The sequence below is a fragment of the Microcoleus sp. FACHB-SPT15 genome, from assembly GCF_014849525.1.
GTDB lineage: Bacteria > Cyanobacteriota > Cyanobacteriia > Cyanobacteriales > Coleofasciculaceae > Symplocastrum > Symplocastrum torsivum.
The window spans coordinates 35,679-60,805 of record NZ_JACJNU010000054.1; the positions used below are offsets into that span (position 1 = coordinate 35,679).

The following is a 25,127-nucleotide window of genomic DNA, read 5'->3' on the forward strand; positions in this document are numbered from 1 at the left end:
TTCTCAGAAAATTCGGACGTGCTGCTAAAAGTGATTTATGTGAAGAAGAGGGGTTGCTAAATATTCAGTGGAAAAAGTGGGCTGACCTCAATAATAAAGATGTTATAGACAAGTTTGGAGTTTTGTTAGTAGCAATGGGATTTTCGGGGGCTGGGCTGGAACTTCTAGTTGTTGCCGTTGCTGTGGTTGTGATTCATATTGGAGTCAAGGCTTTTTGTGAGGATTATTCTTAGTGACGGTAGAATTAAATCTGCGTTTCCCCTCAACTAATCAAGTTATTGTCAAATTTGATGATGTAGAGACTGACACACTTGAGTTTGCCTTGCCAATCAATGAAGAAGACCAAAAAGACATTCAATGGTATTTGGAAGTTTATGCAACGCGATATACCACTGATGTTGACGATGACCGGGCAAAAAAGATAGCTGATAAGCTGCCGCAATGGGGCACAGATTTATTTAACGCCGTTTTTAAAAATCGTGCTGCCCAGCGACTGTTTTATGATTTCCAAGATGAAGATGAGCCAGGACGCTTGCTGACGATTGGTGCTAGTCATCCAGGGATTTTATCGCTTCCTTGGGAATTATTGCGCGACCCGGAAGGCACGTTTTTAGTCCATGAGAATCCCCGAATCTCCATTCGTCGCCGTTTGGCAGGGGCGGGGGGTGGACGCAGACCGTTTAAGGTTGAAGTAAAAGACTGTTTGCGGTTGCTGTTTGTGGTGAGTCGTCCGAGTGATGCAGGGTTTATTGACCCGCGTGGGGAAGCGCAGGCGGTTTTGGATGCCATTCAACAAGAAGCAGCAGGACGGGTTGAGGTAGAGTTTTTGCGTCCAGCAACCTTGGATAATTTGGTGGCGCGGTTGGAAGATCGGCGCAAACCGCCTGTGGATATCGTGCATTTTGATGGGCATGGCGTGTTTGACTCCGATGGGCAGTGGCACGAACGGGCGAAACTCAGCGATCCGGTGGCAGCAACGAAAGGGGGTAATGAGAAGGTTGGCAATACGGGTTATCTCTTGTTTGAGGATAAACAGGGCAAATTAGCGCTGATTAGCGCTGAAACCTTGGGGGATATGCTGAACCGCCAGAAAGTTGGATTGATTGTACTGTCTGCTTGTCAGTCGGCGGCGATGGGTGGAGAAGAAGCAATGGGTTGTGTGGCGGCAAGGTTGACCCATGCGGGAATTCCGGCGGTGTTGGCGATGACTCATTCGGTATTGGTGATAACTGCCCGTCAATTGTTTGCCAAATTTTATCAGCGTCTGGTGTCGGGTGAAGGTATCGGAGAGGCGTTGGATAATGCGCGGCGGGATTTGTATCTGAACCGGGAACGGGGCGAAAGGCAACGGGGTGATAAACGAATCACGATGAAGTTGTATGACTGGTTTTTACCAGCGCTGTATCAAGCGGGTAAGGATACGCCGTTGTTGAGGAATGACCTAACCCCCCCAGCCCCCCTTCCCTCGCAGGGAAGGGGGGAGGAAGAACGAGGGAAGCGGGAGAAAGACTCTGACTCTTACTCCCCTCTCCTTGCAGGAGAGGGGTTGGGGGAGAGGTCATCCTGGGGGAATTTGCCTCCGTTACAGGAAGCAGGGTTTTTTGGGCGGAGTCGGGAGTTGTGGCTGATTGAACGGGCATTCGTGCAAGGGACGCGCCGGATTACCGTGTCGGGGTTTGGAGGTCAGGGGAAGACCTATTTGGTACAGGAAGCAGGACGGTGGTTGTACCGGACTGGGATGTTTCAGAAGGTGTCTTTTGTGGATTATGCCGCGTTTCAGGGTGTGGATGCGGTGGCGTTGGCAGTCAGTACCCTGGCGACGGTGTTGGATAAGAGTTTAATGGATGAGTCGGCGGCGAGTCAGGCGTTGCGGGAAATGCCGACGCTGCTGATTTTGGATAATTTGGAAGCATTGCAGCCACACCCGTTGCGGGAATTGTTGGATGTGGCGAAACAGTGGTCTGAAGTGGGGGATTGTCGGGTGTTGCTGACGACTCGGATGCTGGATTTTGCCCATCCCGATTATCCCACCGAGGGGAGTTTGAGACATCTGTCGTTGCCATTGGGGGGGTTGGGCAAAGAAGATGCGCTGGCGTATTTCCAGAGTTTGATGAAGTTGCCGCCTGCACCGCAATTCGGCTTGCCCAAACGAAACGTGTTGTTGGAATTGTTTAAGCTGGTGGCGTTTCATCCCCTGTCGATTGGCTTGTTGGCGAGGCAGTTGAAAGACCGCCGTCCAGCAGAGTTGGGGCAACGGTTGGAGGCGTTGATTGCCGAAACGCCGGATAATCCCTTGTTGGTTTCGTTGAATTTGTCGTTGGAAAGGTTGGATGGTGAGGCGCAGGCATTGTTGCCTCGGTTGGGGGTGTTTCAGGGTGGGGCTGGTGAAAACATATTGCTGACGATTACTAGATTTTCTGAGGAACAGTGGCAGATCCTTCGTCCTGCTTTGGAAACTACGGGTTTGATTCAGCCCGAACACTTGCCTGGTATCGTTGAGCCTTATCTCAAATTTCACCCCACCCTAGCCCCTGCCCTCCGGTGGCGTCTGTCATCGGACGAACAGGCTGAACTGCTTGCCCGTCATCGGCAAGTGTATTTTCTGCTGTCGGCTCGTTTGTATGCGGAAGATAGTAAACATCCTCATCAAACCCGTGCCATTGCCCAGCGAGAATTGCCTAATTTACTGTATGCGGTCTACGGGGCGTTGGATGCAGGTGAGGAATGGGCAGTGGAGTTTGTTCTCGGTTTAAACCCGTTGCTCGATATATTTAGATTTAACCGTAATCGCGTCGCGCTGAACCAATGGGTTGAACAAGCAGTTGGTCAAGTGGAAGTGGGTTCCCAAAACTGGTTGATTACCACTACCAATCGAGGCGACCAACTATACATTTCAGGTCGCCATCAAGAAGCGGCACAGGTATTTATTGAGATACTATCAGGGTTGGGTGAGCAACCAAGTCTTGAGCGTTGTGAGACTATATCCAAACTGGGGCGGTGCTTGAAGGAACAAGGTCAAGCAGCGCAGGCAGCAGCCTACTTGCGTCAGGGGTTGGCACAAGCGGCACAGTTGTCGGCATCTGGTGAAGAGGTGAAGCCAATAGTGGCAGGTTTGCAGTTTGAATTGGCTAATGTACTTAGGAATATCGGGGATTATGCTGAGGCACGGCTCAATTATGAGGCATCATTAGTCATTTTCAAAGAACAAAAGAATGAGCGTGGGATAGCTCTAGTTGAATATAATCTAGGTCTCCTAGCCCTGTTCCAAGGCAGTCTACCAGAAGCAGTGCAACGCAACCAGAAAGCACTAACTACTTTCCAGCAACTGCATGAACCAGAAATGGAAGCAGAGATTTGGCATAGATTGGGTGGAATGTACGCAATAGCCGAGCAGTGGGATGCAGCAGAACAGGCATACAGAGAATCAGCACGCATTAAGGAATCCAAAGGAAGTCGGTACTGTATTGCAGGAACTTGGAATAACTTAGCTCAAGTCACTCTGTCTGCTGGGAAACCTGAAGAGGCAGAGGCTTGGTATCGCAAGGCGATTGAAAGCGGCAAATCTATGGAAGATTGGTTGCAAGTAACAATTTCACTCGGCAACCTCGCTAACCTCCTACAAACCCAACCAAACCGCCTGCAAGACGCACGGCTATTGGCGGAGGAAGCCTTAGGTATCAGCAAAACCTTAGACCCTGCTGCGGCTGAAATTTGGAAAACCTATGGACTTTTGGCAGTGATTGCCGACAAGCAGAACAACACCACCCAAGCTAAAGAATATCGTCGCCTGTCGCGGCAGACAAGGTCAAGGGGGGTGCAGTATGAGTTGCGGAAATTTGGGCAGTTGATTGTAGCGGTGGTTGTCGCAGTGGATGATGCAGAAGAGAAGGAAAAGCTAGAACCCCTTCTAGAAGAAATGGCGGAACATGGTTCGGGTAATTGTGGGGTTGCCATCCATCGCTTATTAGACGGTGAGCGAGATGAGGAGATGCTGTGCGAGGCATTGAATTATAGAGAAGCTGAGATTATCAATGCTATCCTGCGCGGTATTGCTGACCCTGAGACGCTGAAGCCGTTTTTGGAGGGGTAGGGATAGCGAGGAAGAGAGGAATTGACTGTTTATTTCTCGCCAACGAAATCTCACATAACAGTTAACAGGAAGCCAAGGTAACTCCTCGCCATCCTGCGCGGTATTGCTGAGTCTAAGACGGACGATTGACTCGAATTAGTTTGCCTGTTAAGGGTTCAGCAGTAGATATTGCCTCATTAATTCGTATAGCCAGCCTTTCCCAATCTTGGTCTTCTTTGCAAACAACGATACCAGCGTGGTCAGGTTGCGTTCTGTGCAGCCGAATAAAATCAAACCGATTGAGTGTCAAAACTGCCCGTTCATTGCTCACCGCAAAAGCTAGCACCTGCTCATCGGGTATCCCTTGGTTAGCATTCCCCGCTTCCTGAACTGTCAGGATATCATGCCCTAAAGGGCGCAGTAATTCCACAACTTCTCTGGGAAACTGTTCATCAGCATACAGACGCGCCATCAGTTACGCCTCGTTATGCTTTTTGATGGCGGCTTCAATTTCGTCAGGAAATGCCTGAGCATAAGCCCAAGCATTGGCTAAATCTTGAACACTAAGATCTGGATGACCCTGTAGGATATGGGCATCACTCGCCCCTTGCTGACGATAACTCACCATCAACCACACTGGAATCCGAGTTTGTCTAATACAAGCATCACCACCCATCACTCCTGGAGTCTTTCTAATTCCCTGCCAAGTGTTCGCTAAACTTTGGGCTAATATTTGAATTGCCTGAGCTTTCTCTGCTGGAGTCAAGGCAAGTAGCTGTGCCTCTAGTTCTTGGAGTGTCATGAGGATGGCAATTGTTGGAAAGGGATATCTGTTTTAAATTTTAGCGATCGCATTCTATCTCAACCTAATCATCAGCCTCATGAAAATTGCTACGTGGAACGTCAACTCAATTCGCTCTCGCCTTACTCATGTCGTGGATTGGCTACAAGAAACGAATGTTGATGTTCTTTGTCTGCAAGAAACCAAAGTCGTGGATGCTGATTTTCCGCGATCGCCTTTTGAGTCACTGGGCTATCATCTCTACATTGCTGGGCAAAAATCTTACAACGGTGTTGCTATCCTCAGCCGGACGGCAGTAGAAGACATCAGCATCGGCTTTGCACCTGTGGTGGGTACCGATATAGGAGATTTAGATGAACAAAAGCGGGTTATTGCTGGAATCGTCGGCAACGTTCGCATTGTCAATCTCTACGTTCCCAACGGTGCAGCAGTCGGTAGCGAAAAATACGAGTACAAACTTCGTTGGCTTGCTGTGCTGCGCGAGTACATCCAAGCCCTTTTAGTAAAGCAGCCTAATGCCCTGTGCATCTGTGGAGATTTCAACATTGCCCTAGAAGATAGGGACATTTACGACCCCAAAGGCAAGGCAAATCAGATTATGGCTTCCCCTACTGAACGCCAAGCCTTACAGATAGTCTTAGACTTAGGGTTAGCCGATGCTTTTCGCAAATTTACCTCCGAAGGTGGTCACTTTAGCTGGTGGGACTATCGTACCCGCGCCTTCAGCCGCAATTTAGGGTGGCGCATTGACCATCACTACCTCACTGCCAACCTCTATGAACGTTGCACAAGTTGTAAGATCGATGTAGCGCCCAGAAAGCTAGAGAAACCTAGCGACCACACACCCGTGATTGTTGAATTTAGCTAACAATCTTAATAATTTATAGCCCTTCTCGATTAGATGAGATACACTCTGACCTCTCTCCTACTCTTGAGAGAGGCTTTGATTCTTACTCCCCTTCCCTTGAAGGGAAGGGGTTGGGGGTTAGGTTTTTTGATGTACACGCGCGTAACTGAGAACTGCTATATCCGAATTGTTTGGTAACAGTTGAAACCGCCAAGGGACGTGAAAATCCCTCTTCCCTACCACCTAACACCTATTTTTAGGACAAAGATTGAACGATGTATTTAGTTACTGGAGCAACAGGAGGAATTGGACGCCGCGTCGTGCGGTTACTAAGGGAGCGGGAACAACCTGTACGGGCGTTTGTCCGATTGACTTCTCGCTATGGAGAATTGGAGCAACGAGGTGCCGAGATATTTATCGGTGACTTACGGCAGGACAAAGATATCCAGAAAGCCTGTAAAGGTGTGCAGTACATCATTAGCACCCATGGTTCTGGAATTGATGCTCAATCCTTAGACTACCGAGCCAACATTGAACTAATTGACCAAGCAAAAGAGCAAGGTGTCCAGCACTTTGTCTTTATCTCCGTGCTAGGAGCAGATAGAGGGTATGAGGATGCCCCAGTCTTCAAAGCAAAACGGGCAGTAGAAAAGTACCTGGAAGCAAGTGGTCTGAACTACACTATTCTACGTCCTTCTGGATTAGCATCAAATCTTATCCCACTCGCAGAACAATTTCGGCAAACTGGGATTTATCTACTCAATGGCGACCCCAAGAACCGGACATCAATTGTTAGCACTGATGACTTGGCGCAGATTGCTGTTGATTCTGTCACCGTTGAAGGGGCACGCAATCAAATCTTTCCGGTAGGGGGGCCAGATATTCTGAAGCGTGAAGATATTCCTCGCATCTTTGGCAGAATATTTAATCGAGAGCCGATTATAATCAACCCACCTTTGTTAGTGTTGGATGGGATACGAAATGCGATCGGTTTTGTAAATCCCCAAGCTCGAAAAGGTCTTGGTACCTTCCGAACTTTGCTAGCGAATGAATTTTTCTGCACCAAAAGTGAGATTACTAATTTAGAGTTAATTTACAATTTGAAGCTGGAATCTTTAGAGAGCTTCGTGAGGCGCTATCTAGGGGATTAATATCAACCAACAAGACGGTATTAGGCAGCTTACGCAAAATCGTTGAGCTGAGGATTCGGCTATTGCTTTTTTCACAAGAGTGCAACTGAGGCTCTAAGCAATTAGAGCATCAAAACTGTTAGTTCAGAAGGAATCAAGGGAATCCTATAAGTAAGCTTTTTGAGGTTTACTCAGCTTAGTTAATACCCTAAACTCTCTGAATTTTAACAGTGAAGACATCATGACAAGTGAAGCAGGAAGTAACAAGTTGTTTCCAGAATTCAGCCTACCAACAGGAGTATCCCAAGGTTCCAAAGGAATTAAGGATTTTTTAACTGAAACTATCAATAAAGCGGTTGGCACAGTTGCTGAAGCGGCTGACAATGCTAAAGAGACTCTCACCCAAACAACTGGGGTAGCAGTAAACCAGGTTACGCAAGTAACAGAGCAGGCAATTGGCTCAGTCACTCAGACGGCTGAGCAGGCAACAGGAGTGCTAAGCGAAACAGCTTCAAAGGCAGTAAGCACTGTCAAAGAGTCAGCACAGAGAGCGGTTGGTACAGTTGCAGAAACGGCTGAAAAAGCCAAAGTCAGTCTTAACGAGGCAACTGGGCAAGCAGTGAACCAGGTTACGCAAGCGACACAGCAGTCGCTCAACTCCCTTTCCGAAACCACTGAGCAAGCAAAAGCTTCTATCAATGAAATGGTTCAAGAAACCGAGACTCTAACAGGTGGCGTTGCTGATGCTATTCAAGTTCAACTGAGTAAGATGATTCACAATTGGCTGGCGGCTCATCCAGTCATCTCTTGGGCAATTAGCCATCCCCTGCAAACCTTGGGGATAGTGCTACTTGTAGTTTTCCTGTTGCGGGGACTTCTCAAACTACTCGCTCAATCAATAGAGAAAGTTTGGTTGCTAGTTCTGAAATCACCCTTTCTACTTGGTCAGTTCTTGTTCAGAGGTAGTAGTAAGTTAATTAGTTTGAAGGGAGCTAATACCTCGCAACCAGTTTTACCTAAACCTGAGCAATTTCTAAGTCTAGAATCGCCTAACCAGCAGGTACAGTTGGCTCAACTCTTGCAAAGGATAGAGGAAATCAGCCAAGAGCAGAGCCAACTATTGCAAAAAGTCACAGCAATTTTAGAGTCAAACAAGCAGGTGAATTGATTCTCATAGCTCTGAGGTCGTCCACTCCAGCCAGCCTAGAAATTGCCTAGTCGAGATTTCGTTAGGACAGAAAAAGCTACTTATCCTAGCCATCAATCACTACCTAACAACCAATACCCTACAACGGAGCAGGTTCTTCTACTTGCCAGGGAATTGGTGCTGTTGATTCCTGTCGTTCCAGATACTTACTCAAAGCGTAAGCCATATCTCCACGAGTCATCGGCTCTAGAGGCTTAATCTGGTTTGTCGCCGCATCGACATTCACAAAACCCTCATACAGTGCTGTTGCCAATGACTTTCTCGCCCAAGTGGGTATTTTGTCTGAATCAGGATAGCGGGAAAGCAGATTTGTAACGCTTTCCTCTGGGAACTGGAACACCCCATAAGCTTGAGCCAAAATCGAAAATGCCTCAGCACGAGTTACCCGTTGATTTGGGAAAAAGCGTCCTTCCCGGTAGCCAGTCATCACATTATTTTTCAAAACTAGCTGAATGTCGTTATATGCCCAGTGAGAAGGAGGGACATCTTGAAGTGGGATTCCACTGTTGTTTCGAGATGCCCGTTTATCTAGCTCAAAGGTTTTGACCAAAATTGATGCGAGTTCTGCACGATTGAGAATCCGTTCGGGGCGGAAATTCCCATCTGGATAGGGACTCATTAATCGAGCTGCCACTACTTGTTCAATGGGGTCAAGGGGTGCTGTTTCTTGGGCTACTACAGGAATACCTTGCAGCAAAAATACTAAAGGTAGAATGCCAACAATCCGACGCATAATACTTGTTCTAGCTGCTTCATGCAGCGCTACGAGTGTTACAGAAATCTTGACGTTACCAGAAGCCAAGAGGTTCACTTGTACAGCTAGCCTTCTTAGCAAGGAAGCATCTTGCCTAGGAAAAAGGGTGAACGATGGACAATCATGCCAACATACCAGATCGTAGGTGGCTCCAATCACAGATGCCCTCACTCAACTGGGTCACCCTAGTCGTTGAGTCATCGACTCTCCCTTCAACGGTGATTACTTTGGAAGCTGAAACTTCTCCCCCTGCCTCTTTTCACAGGATGGGGAAGTAATCTTAAAAGCGACGCTTCCACTCAAATACCCAACACAACTTCTTGCCTAAACTTAATCAATATGACCCGATCGGTTGATGGACATCTGCCCAAGAGCGAGCCTAAACTGTGAAAAATTACAGTAACAACAGGCACAACGATGGGGCAACAGCCCTCATTACTAGTGCGGTAGTTGGACTTATGCTGGCATTGCTAGTTAGCCAGGATTTTAGAGACTTTCCGGATACTCCTTTCAGCTTGAAGGACGGAAAGATAGGCAAAACAGTGCAGCTTACTTAGAGCCTATTTGGAAAGACTTTCCAGAAATGATCAATATTTCTGTAAATCTTACATCTGGGGCTGCTAAAACTCACTCAACCTTAGGGCTAAGTATCTTTGCTTGTCTGCAACTTTAGTACTAGAGGAGCCTTTTGTCGCGCCTGTTAGAGAGGTCAAAGCACGTATTGCTTGCCCTGTTGCCTTGTTTATAACTTTTGTGAAATTCTAACCATGGCTCAAACTCTTTTCGTCAACCCAGGAACTGGCAGTGATAGCGCTGCTGGCAGTCAGTCTGCTCCTTTCAAAACGATTACCAAAGCACTGAGTCAAGCCCAATCCGACACGACCATTCAACTCACTGCCGGGAACTATAACGCGGCTAGTGGCGAAACCTTCCCCCTAGACATTCCCTCTGGAGTCAAAGTTGTTGGCAATGAAGGGAACAAAGGCAATGGCATTTTGATTGAAGGAAGTGGCGAGTACAATAGCCGCACCCAAGCTGGTCAAAATGTGACAATCTTGCTTGCCAATGCCGCTGAACTCCGAGGAGTAAGTGTTACCAATCTGGCTAAACGAGGCACAGCCGTCTGGGTTGAATCGACTGCCCCGACTATTGCCAACTGTACCTTCAGCAATTCCAAGCGTGAGGGTGTCTTCACAACTGGTGATGCCAAGCCAACCATCCTCAATAACGCATTCATCGACAACGAGGGTAATGGCATTTCAATTACCCGTAACAGCCAAGGCGAAATTAGAGGAAATACTTGCAAACAAGCGGGTTCCGGTATCACCATTGACGGTACCTCTGCTCCTAAGGTAGTTGATAACAAAATCTCAGAAAACCGCTATGGGATAATTATCTCTGGTGAAGCTAAGCCCATCCTGCGTAATAACCTGATTGAAAAAAACACAGAAGATGGTCTGTCAGTTACAGGTAAAGCTGTACCCGATTTAGGCAAAAGCAATGACCCAGGCAGCAACACCCTGCGGGATAATGCAAAGTTTGATGTCAACAATTCCACCAGTACCAAGCTGATTTCAATCGGTAATCAATTGACTGCCTCAAAAGTCAAAGGCCCAGTTGAAATTGATGGCACTATAGCCGATGGTGGTGGTTCATCAGGTGGTGATGGCGCTGATGGTGAGGAGAATCCACCCACAGGCTTCAAAGATATTCAAACCCATTGGGCAAAGCCTTTTATTGAAGGATTGCTTGCCAAAGGGCTAATTAGTGGATTTAGTGATGGAACCTTTAAGCCAGATGCCAAGATGACCAGAGCGCAATATGCGGCATTAGTCGTCAAAGCCTTTAATCCTTCAGCAAAACGAGCAGCCACAACCTTCACCGATGTCGCGGCTGATTTTTGGGCAAAGGATGTAATTCAACAAGCCTATCGCGGTCAATTCCTGTCCGGCTTCCCAAATAACACCTTTCGACCGAATGATAATGTTGAGCGTGTTCAAGTAATTGTTTCACTGGTAAGTGGACTGGGATTAACCTCAACACCAGATGCCAACGCCTTAAACGCTTACGATGACCGCAACGCGATTCCCAGCTATGCGAAGGATGAAGTTGCAACGGCAACCAAAAAACAGATTGTTGTTAATCACCCACAACTCAAACAACTCAACCCGACCAAAGATGCTACCCGTGCTGAGGTAGCCGCAATGGTTTATCAATCTCTTGTTGATGCCAAGCAGGTGAGTGCCATTAACTCTCCCTATATCGTCAGCGCGAGTACAGATGGTGGAACTCCGCCAGTGGGGTTCAAAGATATTCAAGGTCACTGGGCGGCTAACTTTATCACAGCTCTAGTCAACCAAGGCTTGATTAGCGGCTTTAGTGATGGCACCTTCAAACCAGATGCCAAGATGAGCCGCGCAGAATATGCAGCCTTAATTGTCAAGGCATTCAACCCTACAGCAAAACGGGAGGCGACAATATTCGCTGACATCACTGATGATTTTTGGGCAAAGGATGTGATTCAACAAGCCTATCGGGGTCAATTCCTCTCAGGCTTCCCAAATAACACCTTCCGACCCAAGGATGAGGTTCAACGTGTCCAAGTGATTGTTTCCTTAGTGAGTGGATTGGGCTTATCAGCAGGTGATGCGAATGTGTTGGCAGCTTACGATGACCGCACTTCAATTCCTGACTACGCTAAGGATGAAGTTGCAACGGCAACGAAAAAGCAGATTGTTGTGAATCACCCGCAACTCAAGCAACTCAATCCCACTAAAGACGCGACTCGCGCTGAGGTGGCGGCGATGGTTTATCAAGCTTTGGTCGATGCGAAGCAGATGAGCGCCATAGAGTCTCCATACATTGTTTCTGCTTGACCAAGTTCCTTCAGAACGGGAGTACGGAGCGGGGAGTAGGAGAATTATTGATCCAAATCCAACGTTAGAAGCCTTATGAGTTCATGGTCTGATCCTGCGCTTTATGTTACTCATTGCCTACTAATGACCCTCCGTGCCCGTCCGGTTGAACAGGCATCACCAACACCTTGTCCACCCGATTGCCATCCATATCTACTACTTCAAACCGCAGACCATCAACCTCAAGATAATCTCCGCTAGTGGGAATCCGTCCAAAAAGCGCGATCGCTAACCCACCTAACGTGTGATAGTTCACCTCTTGTTCTAAGGGGAAGGAGTCTCGTTGTAGCACCTCTTTCAATTCATCAATTGATAATAGTCCGTCCAACAGCCAAGAGCCATCTTCCCGTCGAATCACTTGGGGATCGTCAGAGTCATCTTCATTAGGCAGATTGCCCACGATCGCTGCCATTAAATCGCTCAAGGTAAGCAGCCCTTCAATGCTGCCATATTCATCGGTTACCAGCGCCATGTGATTGCTCGACTGCCGGAACTGTTCTAAAACATTAAGTGCTGGTGTATTTTCGGGGATAAACAATGCAGGCTGTACAAGTGTTCTCAAATCGAGCGGTTCACTCGATAAACCTGCCTCCCAAACCTCTTTCACAGATATAATCCCGATGCAGTTGTCGAGGTTATCTCTTGCGAATGGAAAACGGGAATAGGGACTTTCCCGTATCAATTGCTGGTTTTCTTCCAGAGACGCTTCCACATCCAGCCAGACAATCTCGACTCGCGGAGTCATGAGGAATTTGACCGAGCGATCGCCCAACCGAAACACCCGCGACACCATCTCCTGTTCTGCCACCTCAAACAGCCCTGCCCTTGCTCCTTGTTCGATCAAGACTTTGATTTCTTCTTCCGTCACAGGTTGCTCTTCTGTTGCCCGGATACCCAGCACCTTAAGCACCATCTCTGTTGACACACCGAGTAGATGGACTAGTGGAGCCGTGAGTTTTGCCAACCAACTCATCGGCTTGGCAACGTTGCAGGCAATTTTCTCTGGGTTGTTGAGAGCAATCCGCTTAGGTGCCAGTTCACCAATGACCAAAGACAGATATGTAATCAACGTCACTACAATTCCGATACTCAAGGGTTCGCTGTAAGGTCGAAGGGGTGGAACCAAATCCAACAGCGCTTTCATTCGGGATGCTAATGTTGCTCCTCCCACTGCACCGCTCAAAATTCCAATCAGCGTAATGCCAATCTGAACGGCGGAGAGAAAATTGTTGGGGGAATTTGCTAGTTTCAACGCTGCCCTTGCCTTTTTATTGCCTTGGCTGGCTTGCTGCTCCAGTCGAACTTTACGAGCCGAAATGATCGCAATTTCAGAGCCTGAGAAGATGCCGTTGGCGATAATCAATAGAAGAACTAGAAAAATTTCAAAGGCAGTGGAAGACATTTTCTACTTATTTAGGTAAATCAACTCTGCATCAAACCTCCAAATACTAGCGGCTACTAGGAGCAATATGGCTTTTTCTTGCATCTTTAGCGCGGCTTTTTTCTGGAAGTAGGCTGAAAGCCCACAGATGGTTTGTCGAATTTTGATTTCGTTTTGGTAGCGGTAGTGGCTTGATGCTCATTCGAGGCAAGGTACTTCCGATTTTGCTCTCGAACGCGGGCAGCCTCAGCCTCATCGTTATAGAAGAAGGAAAGTAGCGCAAATCGTCTGCCACGGGTGACAGGAGTAACTTCATGTAGCAGAGAACAGGAGAAAATTACGGCTTCTCCCACTCCTGGACGAAATAGCCGAGTTCCATACTCCGGGAACCACAAACACCCTCCTTCGTATTCTCCCGTGTTGAGATTGAGCGTCATGGCAAAACGTCGATGGGCTGTGCCTTTGGTGGTGTTGTCTCGATGTCGGTTGAAAAATCCCTGATTCTCCGATTCATAACAGGCGATAACATGGCGCTCAAAGCTACCATAACGTTTACAACCTTTGCACTAACTTGCTGAGTTCTCTGTGATGGTTACTGCTGGTTAGTGCTGTCAAGAAATGCCACCCAATATGAGGTGCAGCCAATACGCCCCCTAAGTGCGCTCGCCACTTGTTCCAGGAACACATCGCCCGCGAAACTGGAAAAACATTCCAGAATCGGTTCACAGAGCAAACGATTCCGTTGCCCAATGCTGTCACCTCATGCCACCAACCTGCTGGTATGAAGAGAATTTCTCCTCTGTTGAGAATACCTTCTTGGCGATGGGGAAGGGCTTGTCTAAATTTTGGAAATGCGTTGAAATTGGGATGCTCTGGATAGACTTGGCTATATACAGCCCGCAGTTGCAAACCGTAGCGGAGTTGCTTGAGAACAGGAATGGGGTAGAGGTTGTACGTGTGGGGTGGAGGGAACAACAGGATTTTCTTGGCTCCGTGCAGTTGCATCAAGACACCGTCCATTGGATCGTAGTGAAGGCAAGAGGTATGCCCTCCTGAACCGACCCAAAGATTAAGGGAGGTTGCAGGCAATCTGAGCCTAAGCCATGCTTCTGCACGTCTCAATGTCGATGCATCTGCTAGTGACGTATCTTGAAGAGAACACCGAGCTAAATAGGCATCTTGCTCGTAGGCTTCTCCACTCCTCAGCATTTCAGCATACTCAGAAAACAGCAGGGTGCGAGCTTCTACACCACTGCCGGAACTCGTCCACTGCCGCTTATCTTGCTTGTATCGCTCTCGCCCGTAATATCGAATTGGAAATTCTTGGTTCCCTATATGTTGGCAGAGGTAGTGAAGATTCCAGTCTGGTTCGCGATCGAGCAAACCCTTGATGATAACTGGTATACCTTTGCGTTGATAGTGTTCAACAAATTCTTCTGGTCTCAAGGACGAGATATGGACTCGTTCTATTGGTGGCGGTAAAGTATCGAGAGCTGGCTGTCTAACTTCTTCCTGATGGTTTTTAACCTTCATAGACTGAGCGATACAGTAGCATGGCAATTCCTGGTGGGTATCTTCATCTAGAATTGTTAGCTGTCTCGCTGCTCACCTCCGTTAGATTTTTATAGGCTCCAATTCGATAAATTTACTTCTTAGACGGGAGAGTTTCGGAAGAATTTCGGGAGGATTTCGGGAGATTTAGAGTTGTTTCATTCGATATCCCAAACCATGTACGGTTTCAATAAAGTCCTCTGACGCACCAACGGCTCGAAGTTTTTGACGTAAGGTCTTGATGTGAAACTTGACGGCTTCCTCTGTGGGAGAATCGTCGATTGTCCACAACCGCTCGATAATGCCCAGCCGTCCTAGCACCCGGCGACCATTGAGGACTAACAATTCCAGAAGTGCATATTCTTTGGGTGTCAGTGTGATGGGTTGGTTTCTGTAAGTGACTTCGTAGGTGACAGAGTTTAACCGGAGATCTCCCCAGCCAAAGCTTGGTTTAGTTGCAGAACCGCCTCGCCGGAGTAGGGCGCGAACCCTAGCCATTAACTCATCTAAGTCAAAGGGCTTCACCATATAGTCATCTGCCCCAGCATCCAAACCGATAATCTTATCGGCAATGGTGTCACGAGCAGTGAGCATTAGAACTGGAATGCCCCAGTTGCGATCGCGTAATTGTTGACAGAGGCGAATGCCGCTCATTCTAGGGAGCGTAATATCTAGCAAAATCAAGTTATACTCAAATGCCTCAATCCAGTTCCATGCGATTTCCCCATCATGGGCAACATCAACCTGGTAGTGACGGTTTGTCAGTGCCTCAGTAAGCATATCGGCTATCTGCACGTCATCCTCTACAACTAAAATTCGCATTTCAGTCTCAGAATCACTGGGAAGTTACACTCTAAATTATTAATTGCAAGTTAGACTCCAGTAGCAACTTGGTATGAGGTGGTCAAGCGAAGGAAAGTGGGCAATTGGCGGATTTGCGCTAGTCTTGATGCTGATGGGCACGCTCAGTGTGACTTCGCACCAGAATGCTGCACAGTTGGTGGAAAGCGCGAATCAAGTAAGGCAGACTAACGAGCTTTTAGATGTATTAACGGATATTTCGGCGGCACTTACCGAGGCAGAATCAAGGCGATGGGGCTATATTCTCTTTGGCGATCGCAAAGAACTAGATGAATATAATGCTGCCGTTAAAAGTTTAGATGATATTTTTGATAAGCTCCGACAACCTTTAGCCGATACTCCAATTCAAAAACAGCGCCTCGATCAGTTAGAAGATTTAATTGCCGAGCGAGTGAAATTATTTCAACAGTCAATCGAAACCTATCAAGGTAGACAATCTCAGATTGTTTCAACTGACCCCTTAATCAAACGAACAAAAGAAAACTTAGACGAAATCCGTAAAATTATTTCAGAGCTAGAAACAAAGGAGGAAGAACTCCTTGAAATTCAAGTTGAGGAAGCTCAAGCCAATTTACAAATGAGAATGCTCATTGAGCCAGTTGGTACAGTCCTGACTTTTGGTATTCTCTCCAGCGTGTTTGTCATATTGTATCGGCAGATGCTGAGACGACAGCAAGCCGAAGCCTTCCAAAGAAAGCTAGTTCAGGAAAAAGAATTGAGCGAACTCAAACTTCAACTTTTCTCAATGGTGTCTCATGAATTTCGCACTCCCCTCAGTTTAATTCTAGGCTCGGCTCAATTGTTAGGAGAAAGCATAAAGCATCAAGTTGAACCTAATAAATTAAAAAACCTGTACCGAATTCAATCATCTGCAAAGATGATTACTCAGTTGCTCAGTGACATTTTGACTTTGGCAAGAGCAGATGCAGGAAAACTAGAATACAGTCCAGACTGGTTAGAAATGCAAACGTTTTGTCTTAATTTAGTAGAAGATTTTCAGCTATTTAGTGAGTCAAAGTGTTCGCTCAAATTTACCGATAAAGGTAGTTGTTTACATGCCTATGTCGATGAAAAACTGCTCTACTCTATTCTCAGTAATTTGTTATCAAATGCTATCAAATATTCTTTGCCCGATAGCCCAGTACACTTCACGCTCATCTGTGAGCCAGAGAGAGTCAGTTTTCAGGTGCGAGATGAAGGTATTGGCATTCCATCTGAGAATCTTGCCCAATTATATGAACCATTCAGTCGAGGGAGTAATGCTAAAGCAATTCTGGGAACAGGATTAGGATTGGCAGTGGTAAAGAAATGCTTGGATTTACAGGGTGGAGCAATTACGGTCAACAGCGAACTCGGAGTTGGAACAACATTTACTGTTACTATTCCCCAGGCGATTGTTTCAACATGACTACACGGTTATAGCGATTTTCAGTTGAATAAGGTTACCTTAAGCCAGCCCAATGTAGCTTAATTAAGCTGCCGATAATTCCAAGCCCGCCACAAAAGTGCGATCGCTAAAACAATCGTAGGTGTCACTATTGCAATCAGTGCATTAACAGCAGTTGCCTCAACAGGCAAGCTAGAACCACCATACTTAATCAAAGTTGATATTCCTCCTGAGAAGATTAAAACTTTGAGGATGAAGTTCACTTGAGTACTCATAAAACCTTATTAGTAGAAAGTTAGTACTAACGCGATCACTCTTGCCTGATGTCGGGTAGGGTGTGATCGCAAGAGAACCAGAAAATCCGGATTGGATGATCAAGATACTGAAGTCATCTCCCATACCAACACCACTGTAAAAGCATCATGAAGCTGCAAGACTTTCTCGAAAAAAACCTGAAATACACAATGGAAGGCATTGCCTCTGATAAAGAGCTTGCTACCCAAATCCAAAGTCGGCTAATCACCTTTGGACTTTTAGATCCACCAGCAGATGGTAAGTTTGGTCCGATCTCAGTAGCTGCCCTTAAGCAATTCCAAACCCTGATGAAGTGTAACGAGCCAGAACTGCTCGGTGCCGTCACTGCCGAAAAGCTAATCGAAACCAAGCCAGAAAATATACCAACCCCTGAACTCAAGCTAGGTAACGACTTGGCAAGCCGCATCATTAGGTATATGCAAGCTAAAGGTTACCAGATTTTTCAAGGAATTAGACAATACAACATTGTCTACATTGAGGGAATGAATGCTGATGGTACCCTCAACAAGGATACTCCCAACCAGTTCAATGACCGTCGGCTGGTCATTCAAATTCTTGATGGTGTTCCGGCGATTATCGGCAATTGGGAAGCCACGACTGAACCAGGCAACCGCTACACTGAGCGTCCAATGAACCCAGGCGGGGCAGCCAGAATCAAGTTTGGTCAGTATAAAGCTTGGCAGGTAGGAATTCACGGAACCTCTGACCGTCATGAGGGGCTTGTACAGACTGGCGGTGAGCTTAGTGTTCATAGGGACTTGAATAAAGATTACCAACGCTCTAGTGACAAGCTGGATACGGGATACTTTGCGATCAATCAGCACTGGGGCTACGACTTACCCTACACAAACGTCTACTTTGCTAGTGCGGGTTGCTTAGTTGGACGTACCCGTCAGGGACATCGGGAATTTATGAGCCTGATTAAAAAAGATCAACGCTATCAGCTAAATGACCGTTACGTCTTCTACACAACGGTGATTTACGGGCAGGATCTGATAGATAGCCAAGGTACAGGTGGCTCAGCACAACTCTTAAAAGAAGGCTCAAGTGGTCCCCTAGTTAAGCAACTGCAACAACGGTTGAAAGATAAGGGATTTAACCCTGGCACAATTGATGGTGTTTTTGGCTTAGGCACAAAGTCGGCTGTTAGATCATTCCAGAAGGCAAATGATTTGGTAGCGGATGGGATTGTTGGTCAACAAACTTGGAAGGCTCTGGGAATGAGCTAAGAACATTGAGAGTAGAGATTTTACTCGCGATAGCGAAGCGCTGCTGCGAAGCGCAGATCGCACTTTGTCTTGAGAAAAAATAGGGTGCGATCGCTTCACTTAAGCCGTTTACCGACAGACTCCACCAAAAATGTCATCATAAAGAAGGACAAGAGACTGAAGTTGTGTAAGATATATAGCCTCCAACCCTAAGCCTTAAGCCCTGATTCTAATGAAAGAGCTTGACCCGTTAGACAATCCAAAGCTTCAGCACCTACAACTGTATATCTACCTTATTCCAGTACTTGGCTTTTTTCCTGCCCTCTGGACGCTTTACTGTCGTCAAGGTAGTCGGGAACAACAAGCTGTAAGTCGTCTGTCTGTTACCTTGGCTTTTGGTTGGTTGGTCAGTTACATTTTATTATCAGCAGGGGTGCCGTTCTCAGAGTTCTGGACACTACGCCTGTTATTTATGAATACCCTGCTCACTTCGGGTTACTTCTTAGTGAGTGTTTGGTTAATGGTGCGTCTGTGGCAACGTCGGTCACCGCGCTTACCAGGGATCAGCCGTGTTGCTGAAGGAACCGTGCGTAAGCATTTATCTTAAGTTAAAGCTTCTAAGCATTTCGGCATTGGCTGCCCCCGTGGTGAGGCAGTGTTGATGCATCTATCAAAGCGTCGATTGCTCAAACTCTATCTCGCGCAGGGTGATGGGTCTTAGCCTAGTTAGTTTGAGTAATTGGGGATAGAGAGTAGAGAAACTGGGAAATCTTACCCAGCTAACGCCTCACTAGTTCCCAGTCCCCAAAGCAACAAGTTATATTCAGTTGTACCTCTTTGCTGAGTAATTCCCTGGTATAAGCAGCAAACTGTCCAAAAAACTGCTATGAGTGTTCTTGATTAAACACTTTGTATCAGGCTCAGGGTGAAGCATTAGTACATTGGTGAGTTATCTTTTCTAAATTCCCATCCTTAAATTGCACGTGTGTGAGGAAGCCAAGTGGCAGCTCGAAAAACTTACGACAAATCCAGTCCGGGGCAACAAACGACTAACCCTGGTCGGAAAACGCCTTTGAAGGTCAAGCAAGGGCATTGGCTCTGGCTTTGGTTGGGCTTTACTGGCGTGGCAATGTTGTCCGCCACAGCAGGAGCCTTGCTAGCGGTATCCCTGTCCAGTACGCCCTTACTACAAAGTAAACTTAGCCCAGATGAAGCCGCTATTTTTAGCAAGGGTGGGAGTATCTCTCGCAGTAGTATGCGGCTTCCAGAGCTGACTCGACCAGTCAACATCCTGATTTTAGGAACTAAAGTACTCACCTCTGACTTACCGAGTCCTCCAGAAGAAGATGTGGGCTACCACGCCCTAGTCAACTCTTTTGATGGGCTTTCCGATACGATGCTTCTCCTTCGGTTTGACCCAGAGGCAGAAAAGCTCAATGTTCTGTCCATTCCTCGCGATACTCGTACCTATGTAGAGGGGCATGGCATTACTAAAATCAATGCTGCCAACTACCACGGAGGGCCAGCGCTGACGGCGAAGGCAGCAAGTGAACTCCTTGAAGGGGTTGGGATTGACCGTTACATCCGCGTCAATGTACAAGGTGTCGAAAAACTGGTGGATGCTTTAGGTGGGGTTACTGTCTATGTCCCAAAGGACATGAAGTACAAAGACGACTCTCAGCACCTCTACATCGACCTCAAGGAAGGCAGACAGCACTTAAATGGCGAACAAGCCATGCAGTTTTTGCGGTTCCGCTACGACAAGTATGGTGATGTTGGTCGGGTGCAGCGTCAGCAAACTCTGATGAGAGCGCTTATGGAACAAGCTCTCAATCCCACGACTTTGGCTCGAATGCCAAAAATCCTCTCAGTTATTCAGTCTCATATTGACACGAACTTAACGGTCGAGGAGCTAGTTGCCTTAGTCGGTTTTGGTACTAAGACGAATCGGTCGAATGTACAAATGCTGATGGTACCAGGGCGGTTTAGCGGAACTGGGCATAGTGAGGTCAGTTACTGGCTACCAGACCATCGCCGAATCGAGCAGATGATGGCGACTCACTTTGACCAAGGGTATGGTGGCGATCGCAATACTGACCTAAGCTATTTGCGTGTAGCGATTCAAGATAGTACCGATGATCCAAGTGCTGTTGAATCTTTAGTCAGCCAACTTCGAGAGGCTGGCTATCCAAATGTCTATGTTGATGAGGCATGGAAGGAACCGTTGCGTGTCACTCGTATCGTCGCGCAACAGGGAGACGGCAGCAGTGCTGAGACTATCCGTAAATCCTTGGGATTTGGAGAGGTGCGCGTTGAAAGTACCGGCAGTCTGGATTCGGATGTCACTATTCAGCTAGGTCAAGACTGGCTACAAAAGCAAGCTTCTTCGGAAAAGGGTTTGCTCAATTTCTAAGACGTTGATTGCTTCGTTTAGTCACCCAAACTTGGTGGCTAAACGGCTGCTACTTCTGCTGAGTAGTCTTGAGGACAATAGAGCTAAAAATAATTGCGATCATCTCTCAATAAGTTGGTATAATTCTTGAATGATATACAACAGTAAAGTTGAGGGCAGAAGGTTGAATAATCACCTCTGCCCTGGTTCTTCTCTCGGATGACAAGTGGTTGATAAACCAGCGAACAAAAAGTTAGTGGCTTAGGCAAGCGACTAAACTTCTTGATTTATATTTTACCTACAATATATCTAATAACTTAAGTATTTTTACTCTTTAATTCATTGGCTACCTTGCTAATGTCTCGTTTTTTGGTCAAGCGATCGCACTGGAACTCAAATTTTAAACAATGTAAAAGTCGAGTTGAGTATGGACTACACCGCATTTAGCCAGAGAGCGATCGCTCTTTTCCTCAAGCATCAAAAGTTACCTCATCGGAAGATGTTGCAACAGTGTCGATTAGGACTACGCGGTCTAGAGCTAATTATTGAATGTCCTGATCGAATGACAGTACAGGCTTTGTGGCTTAGACGGAGTCACATTGCCAAATCAGCACCCATACTAGGATTGATGTCAATACGGTTCCGTTGAGAGCGTACAACGAATACTATTGAGTCTAAAAAATGATTTTACTCTTCAATAGTATTTTGAACCCGTTTATGCTTAATCATCTGGAAACCTTCGAGGGTTGGCTGTTAGTTGTCTTCAGCAACGACCAAGGCTACCATTTTCAATGCTTTAATCCCCTGGGAGAGCACGCGGGTAAGGTTGGTGCTTTTGTATCAGTTCCCTGGGCTTTACATAGTGGACGCAAATTCATCACAGGGGCAAAGTTAAAGGGATGACTGTCTACAGAGAACAAGACTATTGAAAATAAATTTTAATAGTTATGACTGAGCAACAGAATGCCGCAAAATCCAATTTTGCAAGATTGGATTGACAATTTCTGGTGCCTCATCTTGAGGACAATGACCTAAGCCCTCTAAAGGAATAAACGCTTCTACCTTCGAGAAATTAGCCAACTCTTTCCCCAGTTCAACAGGTTCCCAAGGGTCCTCTGTTCCCCATAAAAACACAGCAGGGCAAGCAAGGCGAGGTAAAAGTTCTTCCGCCAAGGGACCAGAAGAATAGCGCGTAAAAGCAATAAAGACATCTACAGCCCCAATATCAGCAGCAGGTGCCATCAGCAAATCAACCAATTCGTCTGTCACCATTTCAGGATGGCGGTACGCTTGCATAAGAATTTTTCGGACGACCTTTGGTTTAGCAAGCTGACCAAAAAATAACTGACCAATCCACTTGATACTGAGTAGCGATTGTACTGCTGGTGCCCCGACACGCCTATGCCAAGGTAGTGCAGCACGTTTCTTGTCATGCAGGAGTCGCAGGGAACAGTTGAGCATGGCTACTCCTAAGGCGATATCCGGATGATCAACGGCAGCTTGTAGCGCCACAATACAGCCAATAGAATTTCCAACCAAAAAAACGGGTTCACCAACTACTTCCCGGCAGAAATCTGCTACTTGCTGCCCCCAAGTTTCAAAGGTGTACTCCACTTCAATACCTGGAGTTGGCTTAGCAGAAGCACCGAAGCCAATCAAGTCAATCGCATAACACTTACAGTTTTCTCCCAGTACAGGTAGATTCTTGCGCCAGTGTCCCCAAGACGCTCCAAATCCATGCACCATGACAACGGCTGGTCCTTTGTCACCTTGGGTTTGATAAACAATTGGGAAACCTCGCCAAGTCCAGGTTTTCGTCTTGGTGTTCTCGTTGGTTGGGGGGATGGAAGAAGAAAGAGTCATGAATGTTGAACGTGCTACTTTATATTTTGTAACAAAAATAGCTTACTCTTCCTCTTCTACCACCTGTTCGACATAGTTCTGGACTAAAGGCACTTGAAAGCGGTAGCCAGATTCTGTTTTCTCCAAAATCTCTTTGCGCTCCAGTTTTCGCAATACGGCTTTGTCTTGCGGTGTGGGAGTTTCCCCTTGGACTAGATGCTGGAGGAGATTGCGATCGCGATCAGTCCGAACAGCAATGACACGGGCGGCTGATTGGCTCTAACTGTCTCATGCCTAGATCAGGGTATTTCCTTGAAACAAATGTTGTAGCCTATTTACTATCAAAGTGTATGGAAACGTGCAAATTGTTTGCTAATGATTGACTTCACTGAGATTCCATATGATCGAGATGACTGGGAATTATTTTCTAGAGATTTTTTACAAGCGATAGGTTTACATATTGAGACACCTCCAGATCGCGGTTCAGATCATGGTCGTGATTTGCTAGTAACTGAAACAATTTCTGGTGAGATAGCCAATATGCGCTTGCGTTGGCTTGTCAGTTGTAAACATTTCGCTCACTCACGTCGTTCTGTCACTGAAAATGATGAACAGAATCTTTTGGAACGTGTTCGAGGCTTTAAGGCAGATGGTTTCATTGGTGTTTACTCTACACTTGCATCATCAGGTCTTAACCATCGATTAGAGCAACTTAGAGCTAGTCAAGATATTAAAGACTACAAAATTTTTGATTATCGAGAAGTTGAGAACAGGCTAGTAACAGCAGGTTACTCATCTTTATTGATGAGGTACTTTCCGGAGTCTTATAAGCGTATAAAACCAATACACTTACTATCTAGTGAATACATTCCCCTTAGGTGTGCCTACTGTGACAAAGACCTTTTGCAAGAGTTGTTTACTGAACACCTCTCTGGAAATCTAATTCTTATTTCTAGTTTTGATGGGAGTCAGAAAAAGACAACAAAAGTCTTTTGTGCCTGCAAAGGGAGATGTGATGAAATTTTATCAAATCGATATGCAGGAAAAGACTCAATTACAGGGTGGCTTGAGATTTCCGTTTTAGTTATTCCAACAGAGTTTTTAACCAAACTCTTTGCATTCATGAATCAAATTCGTGAAGGAGGGTATCATACTTACACCGACGAAGCCTATGGCGAGATGAAATATATCTTTATTGTCATTGCTCAAAAGGTATTACGTGCGATGACTGAAGAAGAATGGCAAAGAGTGGGTCAGCTTCGATCCTTTGAATTGTAAAAAGTACACATATTAATGTACACATAAGCGTTGTCTTTTCAAAGTTACTCAGAGCCAAGCGGAAGCAGTTTCATCTTGCTTGGCTCTGATGAAAGCAAAACGTACTTCCAGTAAAGTTTATGCAATCTGTTATCGACATTGGCACACTGATTGTCCGCACACCGGGAATTTGCGGCGGTCGTCCTCGGATTGCTGTCACCGGGGTTTCTGTTCAGCGGATTGCAGCTTGGTGCAAGATGGGACTAAATGCAGAAGAAATCGTCGAGCGGATGGGTAATCTGACCTTAGCTCAGGTTTATGCAGCTTTGACCTATTACCATGCCAACCGAGAAGAAATTGAAGCTTACCTGACTGCTGAGAAAGCAGATTACGAGCGACTTGCTGCCGAGATGGGACAACTGGGATGAGTCTGATTTGATTATTTATCGATGAAGATTCCCCTGCTGTTTCCATTGCTTGATAGCGTCCAAGAACGCTTTGCGATGAAACGGTTACTCTACGGCGATACTATGGATGCACATCAACGTATTTCACTAACGATTCATAGACTACCGCGACATCATTACAATTGAACCGGGCAAACGCAGCGGTAAACCCTGCATTCGAGGAATGCGAATCACGGTGTACGACATATTAAAATATCTTGCAAGCGGAATGACCCAACAAGAGATTCTGGAAGACTTTTCTGAACTCACCTCCGAAGACATCAAAGCTTGTCTTGCTTTTGCCGCAGATCGTGAGAATTAGTGGACGTAAGAGAAGTTATCGGAGAACGTGGCGAATCTATTTTCCGGGTTCTCATAACCCGTAAACATCCCACTCGTGGCTATTTATTCGAGCATCCACGATTTCTTGGGGAAAAGAAGCGAACTATAGACTTTCATGTAGAACTCTTTCATGAGGAGTCTTTAATTCCCTTTTTCTTTGTACAAGTTAAGTCAACATCTGAAGGATACACTCAGAGGGAGCATCGGCTAAAAGTTCAAGTCACTGCCACTGACATGAAGCGCCTTGCTGCTTATCCCGCCCCAACTTATATTGTCGGTATTGATGAGCCAGGAGAGCAAGGTTACATTAGACCTATCCGTAAATGCGAAATGCTTGCTGTAAGACGGTTTGAGAGATAATGGCACCCGTGCGAATCGAACGTTCAATTGACGTAATAATCAAGCTTGGAGGGGAGAATTT

General features: G+C 46.4%; 25 protein-coding genes. 16 read left to right on the forward strand and 9 right to left on the reverse strand.

Annotation, left to right across the window (positions count from 1 at the left end; all coding sequences use genetic code 11):
* Positions 1-53 precede the first annotated feature (53 nt).
* Positions 54-233: a hypothetical protein gene (locus H6F98_RS32855; protein ID WP_199348776.1), complete on the forward strand. Its 180-nt coding sequence runs from the start codon at positions 54-56 to the stop codon at positions 231-233.
* Entirely contained in the window at positions 233-4,090 is a 3,858-nt protein-coding gene (locus tag H6F98_RS21485; RefSeq protein ID WP_192220753.1) for a CHAT domain-containing protein, read from the forward strand. The genes H6F98_RS32855 and H6F98_RS21485 overlap by 1 nt, the downstream gene beginning before the upstream one ends.
* Before the next feature lie 112 nt (positions 4,091-4,202).
* Here H6F98_RS21485 and H6F98_RS21490 read toward each other — a convergent pair whose 3' ends face one another.
* Complete coding sequence (locus H6F98_RS21490; RefSeq protein ID WP_192220754.1) at positions 4,203-4,541, reverse strand: DUF5615 family PIN-like protein; 339 nt, start codon at positions 4,539-4,541, stop codon at positions 4,203-4,205.
* 3 nt (positions 4,542-4,544) lie between these two features.
* The gene (locus H6F98_RS21495; RefSeq protein WP_192220755.1) at positions 4,545-4,871 is read right to left on the reverse strand and encodes a DUF433 domain-containing protein; all 327 of its coding nucleotides are present in this window, start codon (positions 4,869-4,871) and stop codon (positions 4,545-4,547) included.
* 79 nt (positions 4,872-4,950) lie between these two features.
* On the opposite strand from H6F98_RS21495, the gene xth reads away from it, so the two are divergent.
* From xth to H6F98_RS21510, 3 genes are all read left to right on the forward strand, one after another.
* A complete protein-coding gene (gene xth / locus H6F98_RS21500; protein ID WP_192220756.1) occupies positions 4,951-5,739 on the forward strand; it encodes an exodeoxyribonuclease III in 789 nt (262 codons plus the stop codon).
* A gap of 254 nt (positions 5,740-5,993) precedes the next feature.
* Positions 5,994-6,869 carry an SDR family oxidoreductase gene (locus H6F98_RS21505; protein ID WP_192220757.1) on the forward strand — a complete coding sequence of 292 codons (876 nt, stop codon included), beginning with the start codon at positions 5,994-5,996 and terminating at the stop codon, positions 6,867-6,869.
* A 220-nt stretch (positions 6,870-7,089) separates the two neighbouring features.
* Positions 7,090-8,016, forward strand: a complete 927-nt coding sequence (locus tag H6F98_RS21510) for a hypothetical protein (protein ID WP_192220758.1) — start codon at positions 7,090-7,092, stop codon at positions 8,014-8,016.
* 118 nt (positions 8,017-8,134) lie between these two features.
* On the opposite strand, the gene H6F98_RS21515 is transcribed toward H6F98_RS21510, so the two are convergent.
* Positions 8,135-8,866, reverse strand: coding sequence for an S-layer homology domain-containing protein (locus H6F98_RS21515; protein ID WP_313929914.1), 732 nt, complete (start codon positions 8,864-8,866; stop codon positions 8,135-8,137).
* Between the two features lie 329 nt (positions 8,867-9,195).
* Here H6F98_RS21515 and H6F98_RS21520 point away from each other — a divergent pair, with 329 nt between their 5' ends.
* Together H6F98_RS21520 and H6F98_RS21525 are read left to right on the forward strand one after the other, a co-directional pair.
* Positions 9,196-9,366 carry a hypothetical protein gene (locus tag H6F98_RS21520; protein WP_192220759.1) on the forward strand — a complete coding sequence of 57 codons (171 nt, stop codon included), beginning with the start codon at positions 9,196-9,198 and terminating at the stop codon, positions 9,364-9,366.
* Between the two features lie 210 nt (positions 9,367-9,576).
* On the forward strand, positions 9,577-11,685 hold the full coding sequence (locus H6F98_RS21525) for an S-layer homology domain-containing protein (protein ID WP_192220760.1): 2,109 nt from the start codon (positions 9,577-9,579) through the stop codon (positions 11,683-11,685).
* 106 nt (positions 11,686-11,791) lie between these two features.
* Here H6F98_RS21525 and H6F98_RS21530 read toward each other — a convergent pair whose 3' ends face one another.
* The 4 genes from H6F98_RS21530 to H6F98_RS21545 form a co-directional block, all read right to left on the reverse strand.
* Positions 11,792-13,126 carry a hemolysin family protein gene (locus tag H6F98_RS21530; protein ID WP_192220761.1) on the reverse strand — a complete coding sequence of 445 codons (1,335 nt, stop codon included), beginning with the start codon at positions 13,124-13,126 and terminating at the stop codon, positions 11,792-11,794.
* A gap of 86 nt (positions 13,127-13,212) precedes the next feature.
* Positions 13,213-13,629: a 2OG-Fe(II) oxygenase gene (locus tag H6F98_RS21535; protein ID WP_192220779.1), complete on the reverse strand. Its 417-nt coding sequence runs from the start codon at positions 13,627-13,629 to the stop codon at positions 13,213-13,215.
* A gap of 28 nt (positions 13,630-13,657) precedes the next feature.
* Positions 13,658-14,638: a cupin-like domain-containing protein gene (locus tag H6F98_RS21540; protein WP_192220762.1), complete on the reverse strand. Its 981-nt coding sequence runs from the start codon at positions 14,636-14,638 to the stop codon at positions 13,658-13,660.
* A gap of 165 nt (positions 14,639-14,803) precedes the next feature.
* Positions 14,804-15,478: a response regulator transcription factor gene (locus H6F98_RS21545; RefSeq protein WP_192220763.1), complete on the reverse strand. Its 675-nt coding sequence runs from the start codon at positions 15,476-15,478 to the stop codon at positions 14,804-14,806.
* 73 nt (positions 15,479-15,551) lie between these two features.
* Here H6F98_RS21545 and H6F98_RS21550 point away from each other — a divergent pair, with 73 nt between their 5' ends.
* Entirely contained in the window at positions 15,552-16,925 is a 1,374-nt protein-coding gene (locus H6F98_RS21550; protein WP_192220764.1) for an ATP-binding protein, read from the forward strand.
* A gap of 59 nt (positions 16,926-16,984) precedes the next feature.
* Here H6F98_RS21550 and H6F98_RS21555 read toward each other — a convergent pair whose 3' ends face one another.
* On the reverse strand, positions 16,985-17,179 hold the full coding sequence (locus H6F98_RS21555; protein WP_192220765.1) for a hypothetical protein: 195 nt from the start codon (positions 17,177-17,179) through the stop codon (positions 16,985-16,987).
* Between the two features lie 147 nt (positions 17,180-17,326).
* Here H6F98_RS21555 and H6F98_RS21560 point away from each other — a divergent pair, with 147 nt between their 5' ends.
* From H6F98_RS21560 to H6F98_RS21575, 4 genes are all read left to right on the forward strand, one after another.
* Positions 17,327-18,448 carry a peptidoglycan-binding domain-containing protein gene (locus tag H6F98_RS21560; protein ID WP_192220766.1) on the forward strand — a complete coding sequence of 374 codons (1,122 nt, stop codon included), beginning with the start codon at positions 17,327-17,329 and terminating at the stop codon, positions 18,446-18,448.
* A 211-nt stretch (positions 18,449-18,659) separates the two neighbouring features.
* Positions 18,660-19,034, forward strand: coding sequence for a hypothetical protein (locus tag H6F98_RS21565; protein ID WP_192220767.1), 375 nt, complete (start codon positions 18,660-18,662; stop codon positions 19,032-19,034).
* Positions 19,035-19,427: 393 nt separating this feature from the next.
* Entirely contained in the window at positions 19,428-20,840 is a 1,413-nt protein-coding gene (locus H6F98_RS21570; RefSeq protein ID WP_192220768.1) for an LCP family protein, read from the forward strand.
* Between the two features lie 406 nt (positions 20,841-21,246).
* A complete protein-coding gene (locus tag H6F98_RS21575) occupies positions 21,247-21,468 on the forward strand; it encodes a hypothetical protein (RefSeq protein WP_192220769.1) in 222 nt (73 codons plus the stop codon).
* Between the two features lie 296 nt (positions 21,469-21,764).
* Here the strand turns inward: H6F98_RS21575 and H6F98_RS21585 are convergent, their stop codons facing one another.
* Entirely contained in the window at positions 21,765-22,682 is a 918-nt protein-coding gene (locus H6F98_RS21585; RefSeq protein WP_192220771.1) for an alpha/beta fold hydrolase, read from the reverse strand.
* Between the two features lie 354 nt (positions 22,683-23,036).
* Between H6F98_RS21585 and H6F98_RS21595 the strand changes: the two genes are divergently transcribed.
* The 4 genes from H6F98_RS21595 to H6F98_RS34490 all read left to right on the forward strand — a co-directional run bounded on the left by H6F98_RS21595 (position 23,037) and on the right by H6F98_RS34490 (position 25,066).
* Positions 23,037-23,939 carry a restriction endonuclease gene (locus H6F98_RS21595; RefSeq protein WP_192220772.1) on the forward strand — a complete coding sequence of 301 codons (903 nt, stop codon included), beginning with the start codon at positions 23,037-23,039 and terminating at the stop codon, positions 23,937-23,939.
* Positions 23,940-24,058: 119 nt separating this feature from the next.
* On the forward strand, positions 24,059-24,346 hold the full coding sequence (locus H6F98_RS21600; RefSeq protein WP_192220773.1) for a DUF433 domain-containing protein: 288 nt from the start codon (positions 24,059-24,061) through the stop codon (positions 24,344-24,346).
* A gap of 136 nt (positions 24,347-24,482) precedes the next feature.
* A complete protein-coding gene (locus H6F98_RS21605) occupies positions 24,483-24,686 on the forward strand; it encodes a DUF433 domain-containing protein (RefSeq protein ID WP_192220781.1) in 204 nt (67 codons plus the stop codon).
* The gene (locus H6F98_RS34490) at positions 24,686-25,066 is read left to right on the forward strand and encodes a DUF4365 domain-containing protein (RefSeq protein ID WP_192220774.1); all 381 of its coding nucleotides are present in this window, start codon (positions 24,686-24,688) and stop codon (positions 25,064-25,066) included. The genes H6F98_RS21605 and H6F98_RS34490 overlap by 1 nt, the downstream gene beginning before the upstream one ends.
* Positions 25,067-25,127 lie beyond the last annotated feature (61 nt).

Excerpts from the sequence above, each read along its gene's own strand:
- H6F98_RS21495 (WP_192220755.1), bottom strand. The coding sequence starts at position 4,871 with ATGACACTCCAAGAACTAGAGGCACAGCTACTTGCCTTGACTCCAGCA.
- H6F98_RS21530 (WP_192220761.1), bottom strand. The coding sequence starts at position 13,126 with ATGTCTTCCACTGCCTTTGAAATTTTTCTAGTTCTTCTATTGATTATC.
- H6F98_RS21555 (WP_192220765.1), bottom strand. The coding sequence starts at position 17,179 with ATGAGTACTCAAGTGAACTTCATCCTCAAAGTTTTAATCTTCTCAGGA.
- H6F98_RS21540 (WP_192220762.1), bottom strand. The coding sequence starts at position 14,638 with ATGAAGGTTAAAAACCATCAGGAAGAAGTTAGACAGCCAGCTCTCGAT.
- H6F98_RS21505 (WP_192220757.1), top strand. The coding sequence starts at position 5,994 with ATGTATTTAGTTACTGGAGCAACAGGAGGAATTGGACGCCGCGTCGTG.
- H6F98_RS21600 (WP_192220773.1), top strand. The coding sequence starts at position 24,059 with ATGCAATCTGTTATCGACATTGGCACACTGATTGTCCGCACACCGGGA.
- H6F98_RS21525 (WP_192220760.1), top strand. The coding sequence starts at position 9,577 with ATGGCTCAAACTCTTTTCGTCAACCCAGGAACTGGCAGTGATAGCGCT.
- H6F98_RS21490 (WP_192220754.1), bottom strand. The coding sequence starts at position 4,541 with ATGGCGCGTCTGTATGCTGATGAACAGTTTCCCAGAGAAGTTGTGGAA.
- H6F98_RS21545 (WP_192220763.1), bottom strand. The coding sequence starts at position 15,478 with ATGCGAATTTTAGTTGTAGAGGATGACGTGCAGATAGCCGATATGCTT.
- H6F98_RS21560 (WP_192220766.1), top strand. The coding sequence starts at position 17,327 with ATGAAGCTGCAAGACTTTCTCGAAAAAAACCTGAAATACACAATGGAA.
- H6F98_RS21595 (WP_192220772.1), top strand. The coding sequence starts at position 23,037 with ATGATTGACTTCACTGAGATTCCATATGATCGAGATGACTGGGAATTA.
- H6F98_RS21565 (WP_192220767.1), top strand. The coding sequence starts at position 18,660 with ATGAAAGAGCTTGACCCGTTAGACAATCCAAAGCTTCAGCACCTACAA.
- H6F98_RS21575 (WP_192220769.1), top strand. The coding sequence starts at position 21,247 with ATGGACTACACCGCATTTAGCCAGAGAGCGATCGCTCTTTTCCTCAAG.
- H6F98_RS21550 (WP_192220764.1), top strand. The coding sequence starts at position 15,552 with ATGAGGTGGTCAAGCGAAGGAAAGTGGGCAATTGGCGGATTTGCGCTA.
- xth (WP_192220756.1), top strand. The coding sequence starts at position 4,951 with ATGAAAATTGCTACGTGGAACGTCAACTCAATTCGCTCTCGCCTTACT.
- H6F98_RS21585 (WP_192220771.1), bottom strand. The coding sequence starts at position 22,682 with ATGACTCTTTCTTCTTCCATCCCCCCAACCAACGAGAACACCAAGACG.
- H6F98_RS21510 (WP_192220758.1), top strand. The coding sequence starts at position 7,090 with ATGACAAGTGAAGCAGGAAGTAACAAGTTGTTTCCAGAATTCAGCCTA.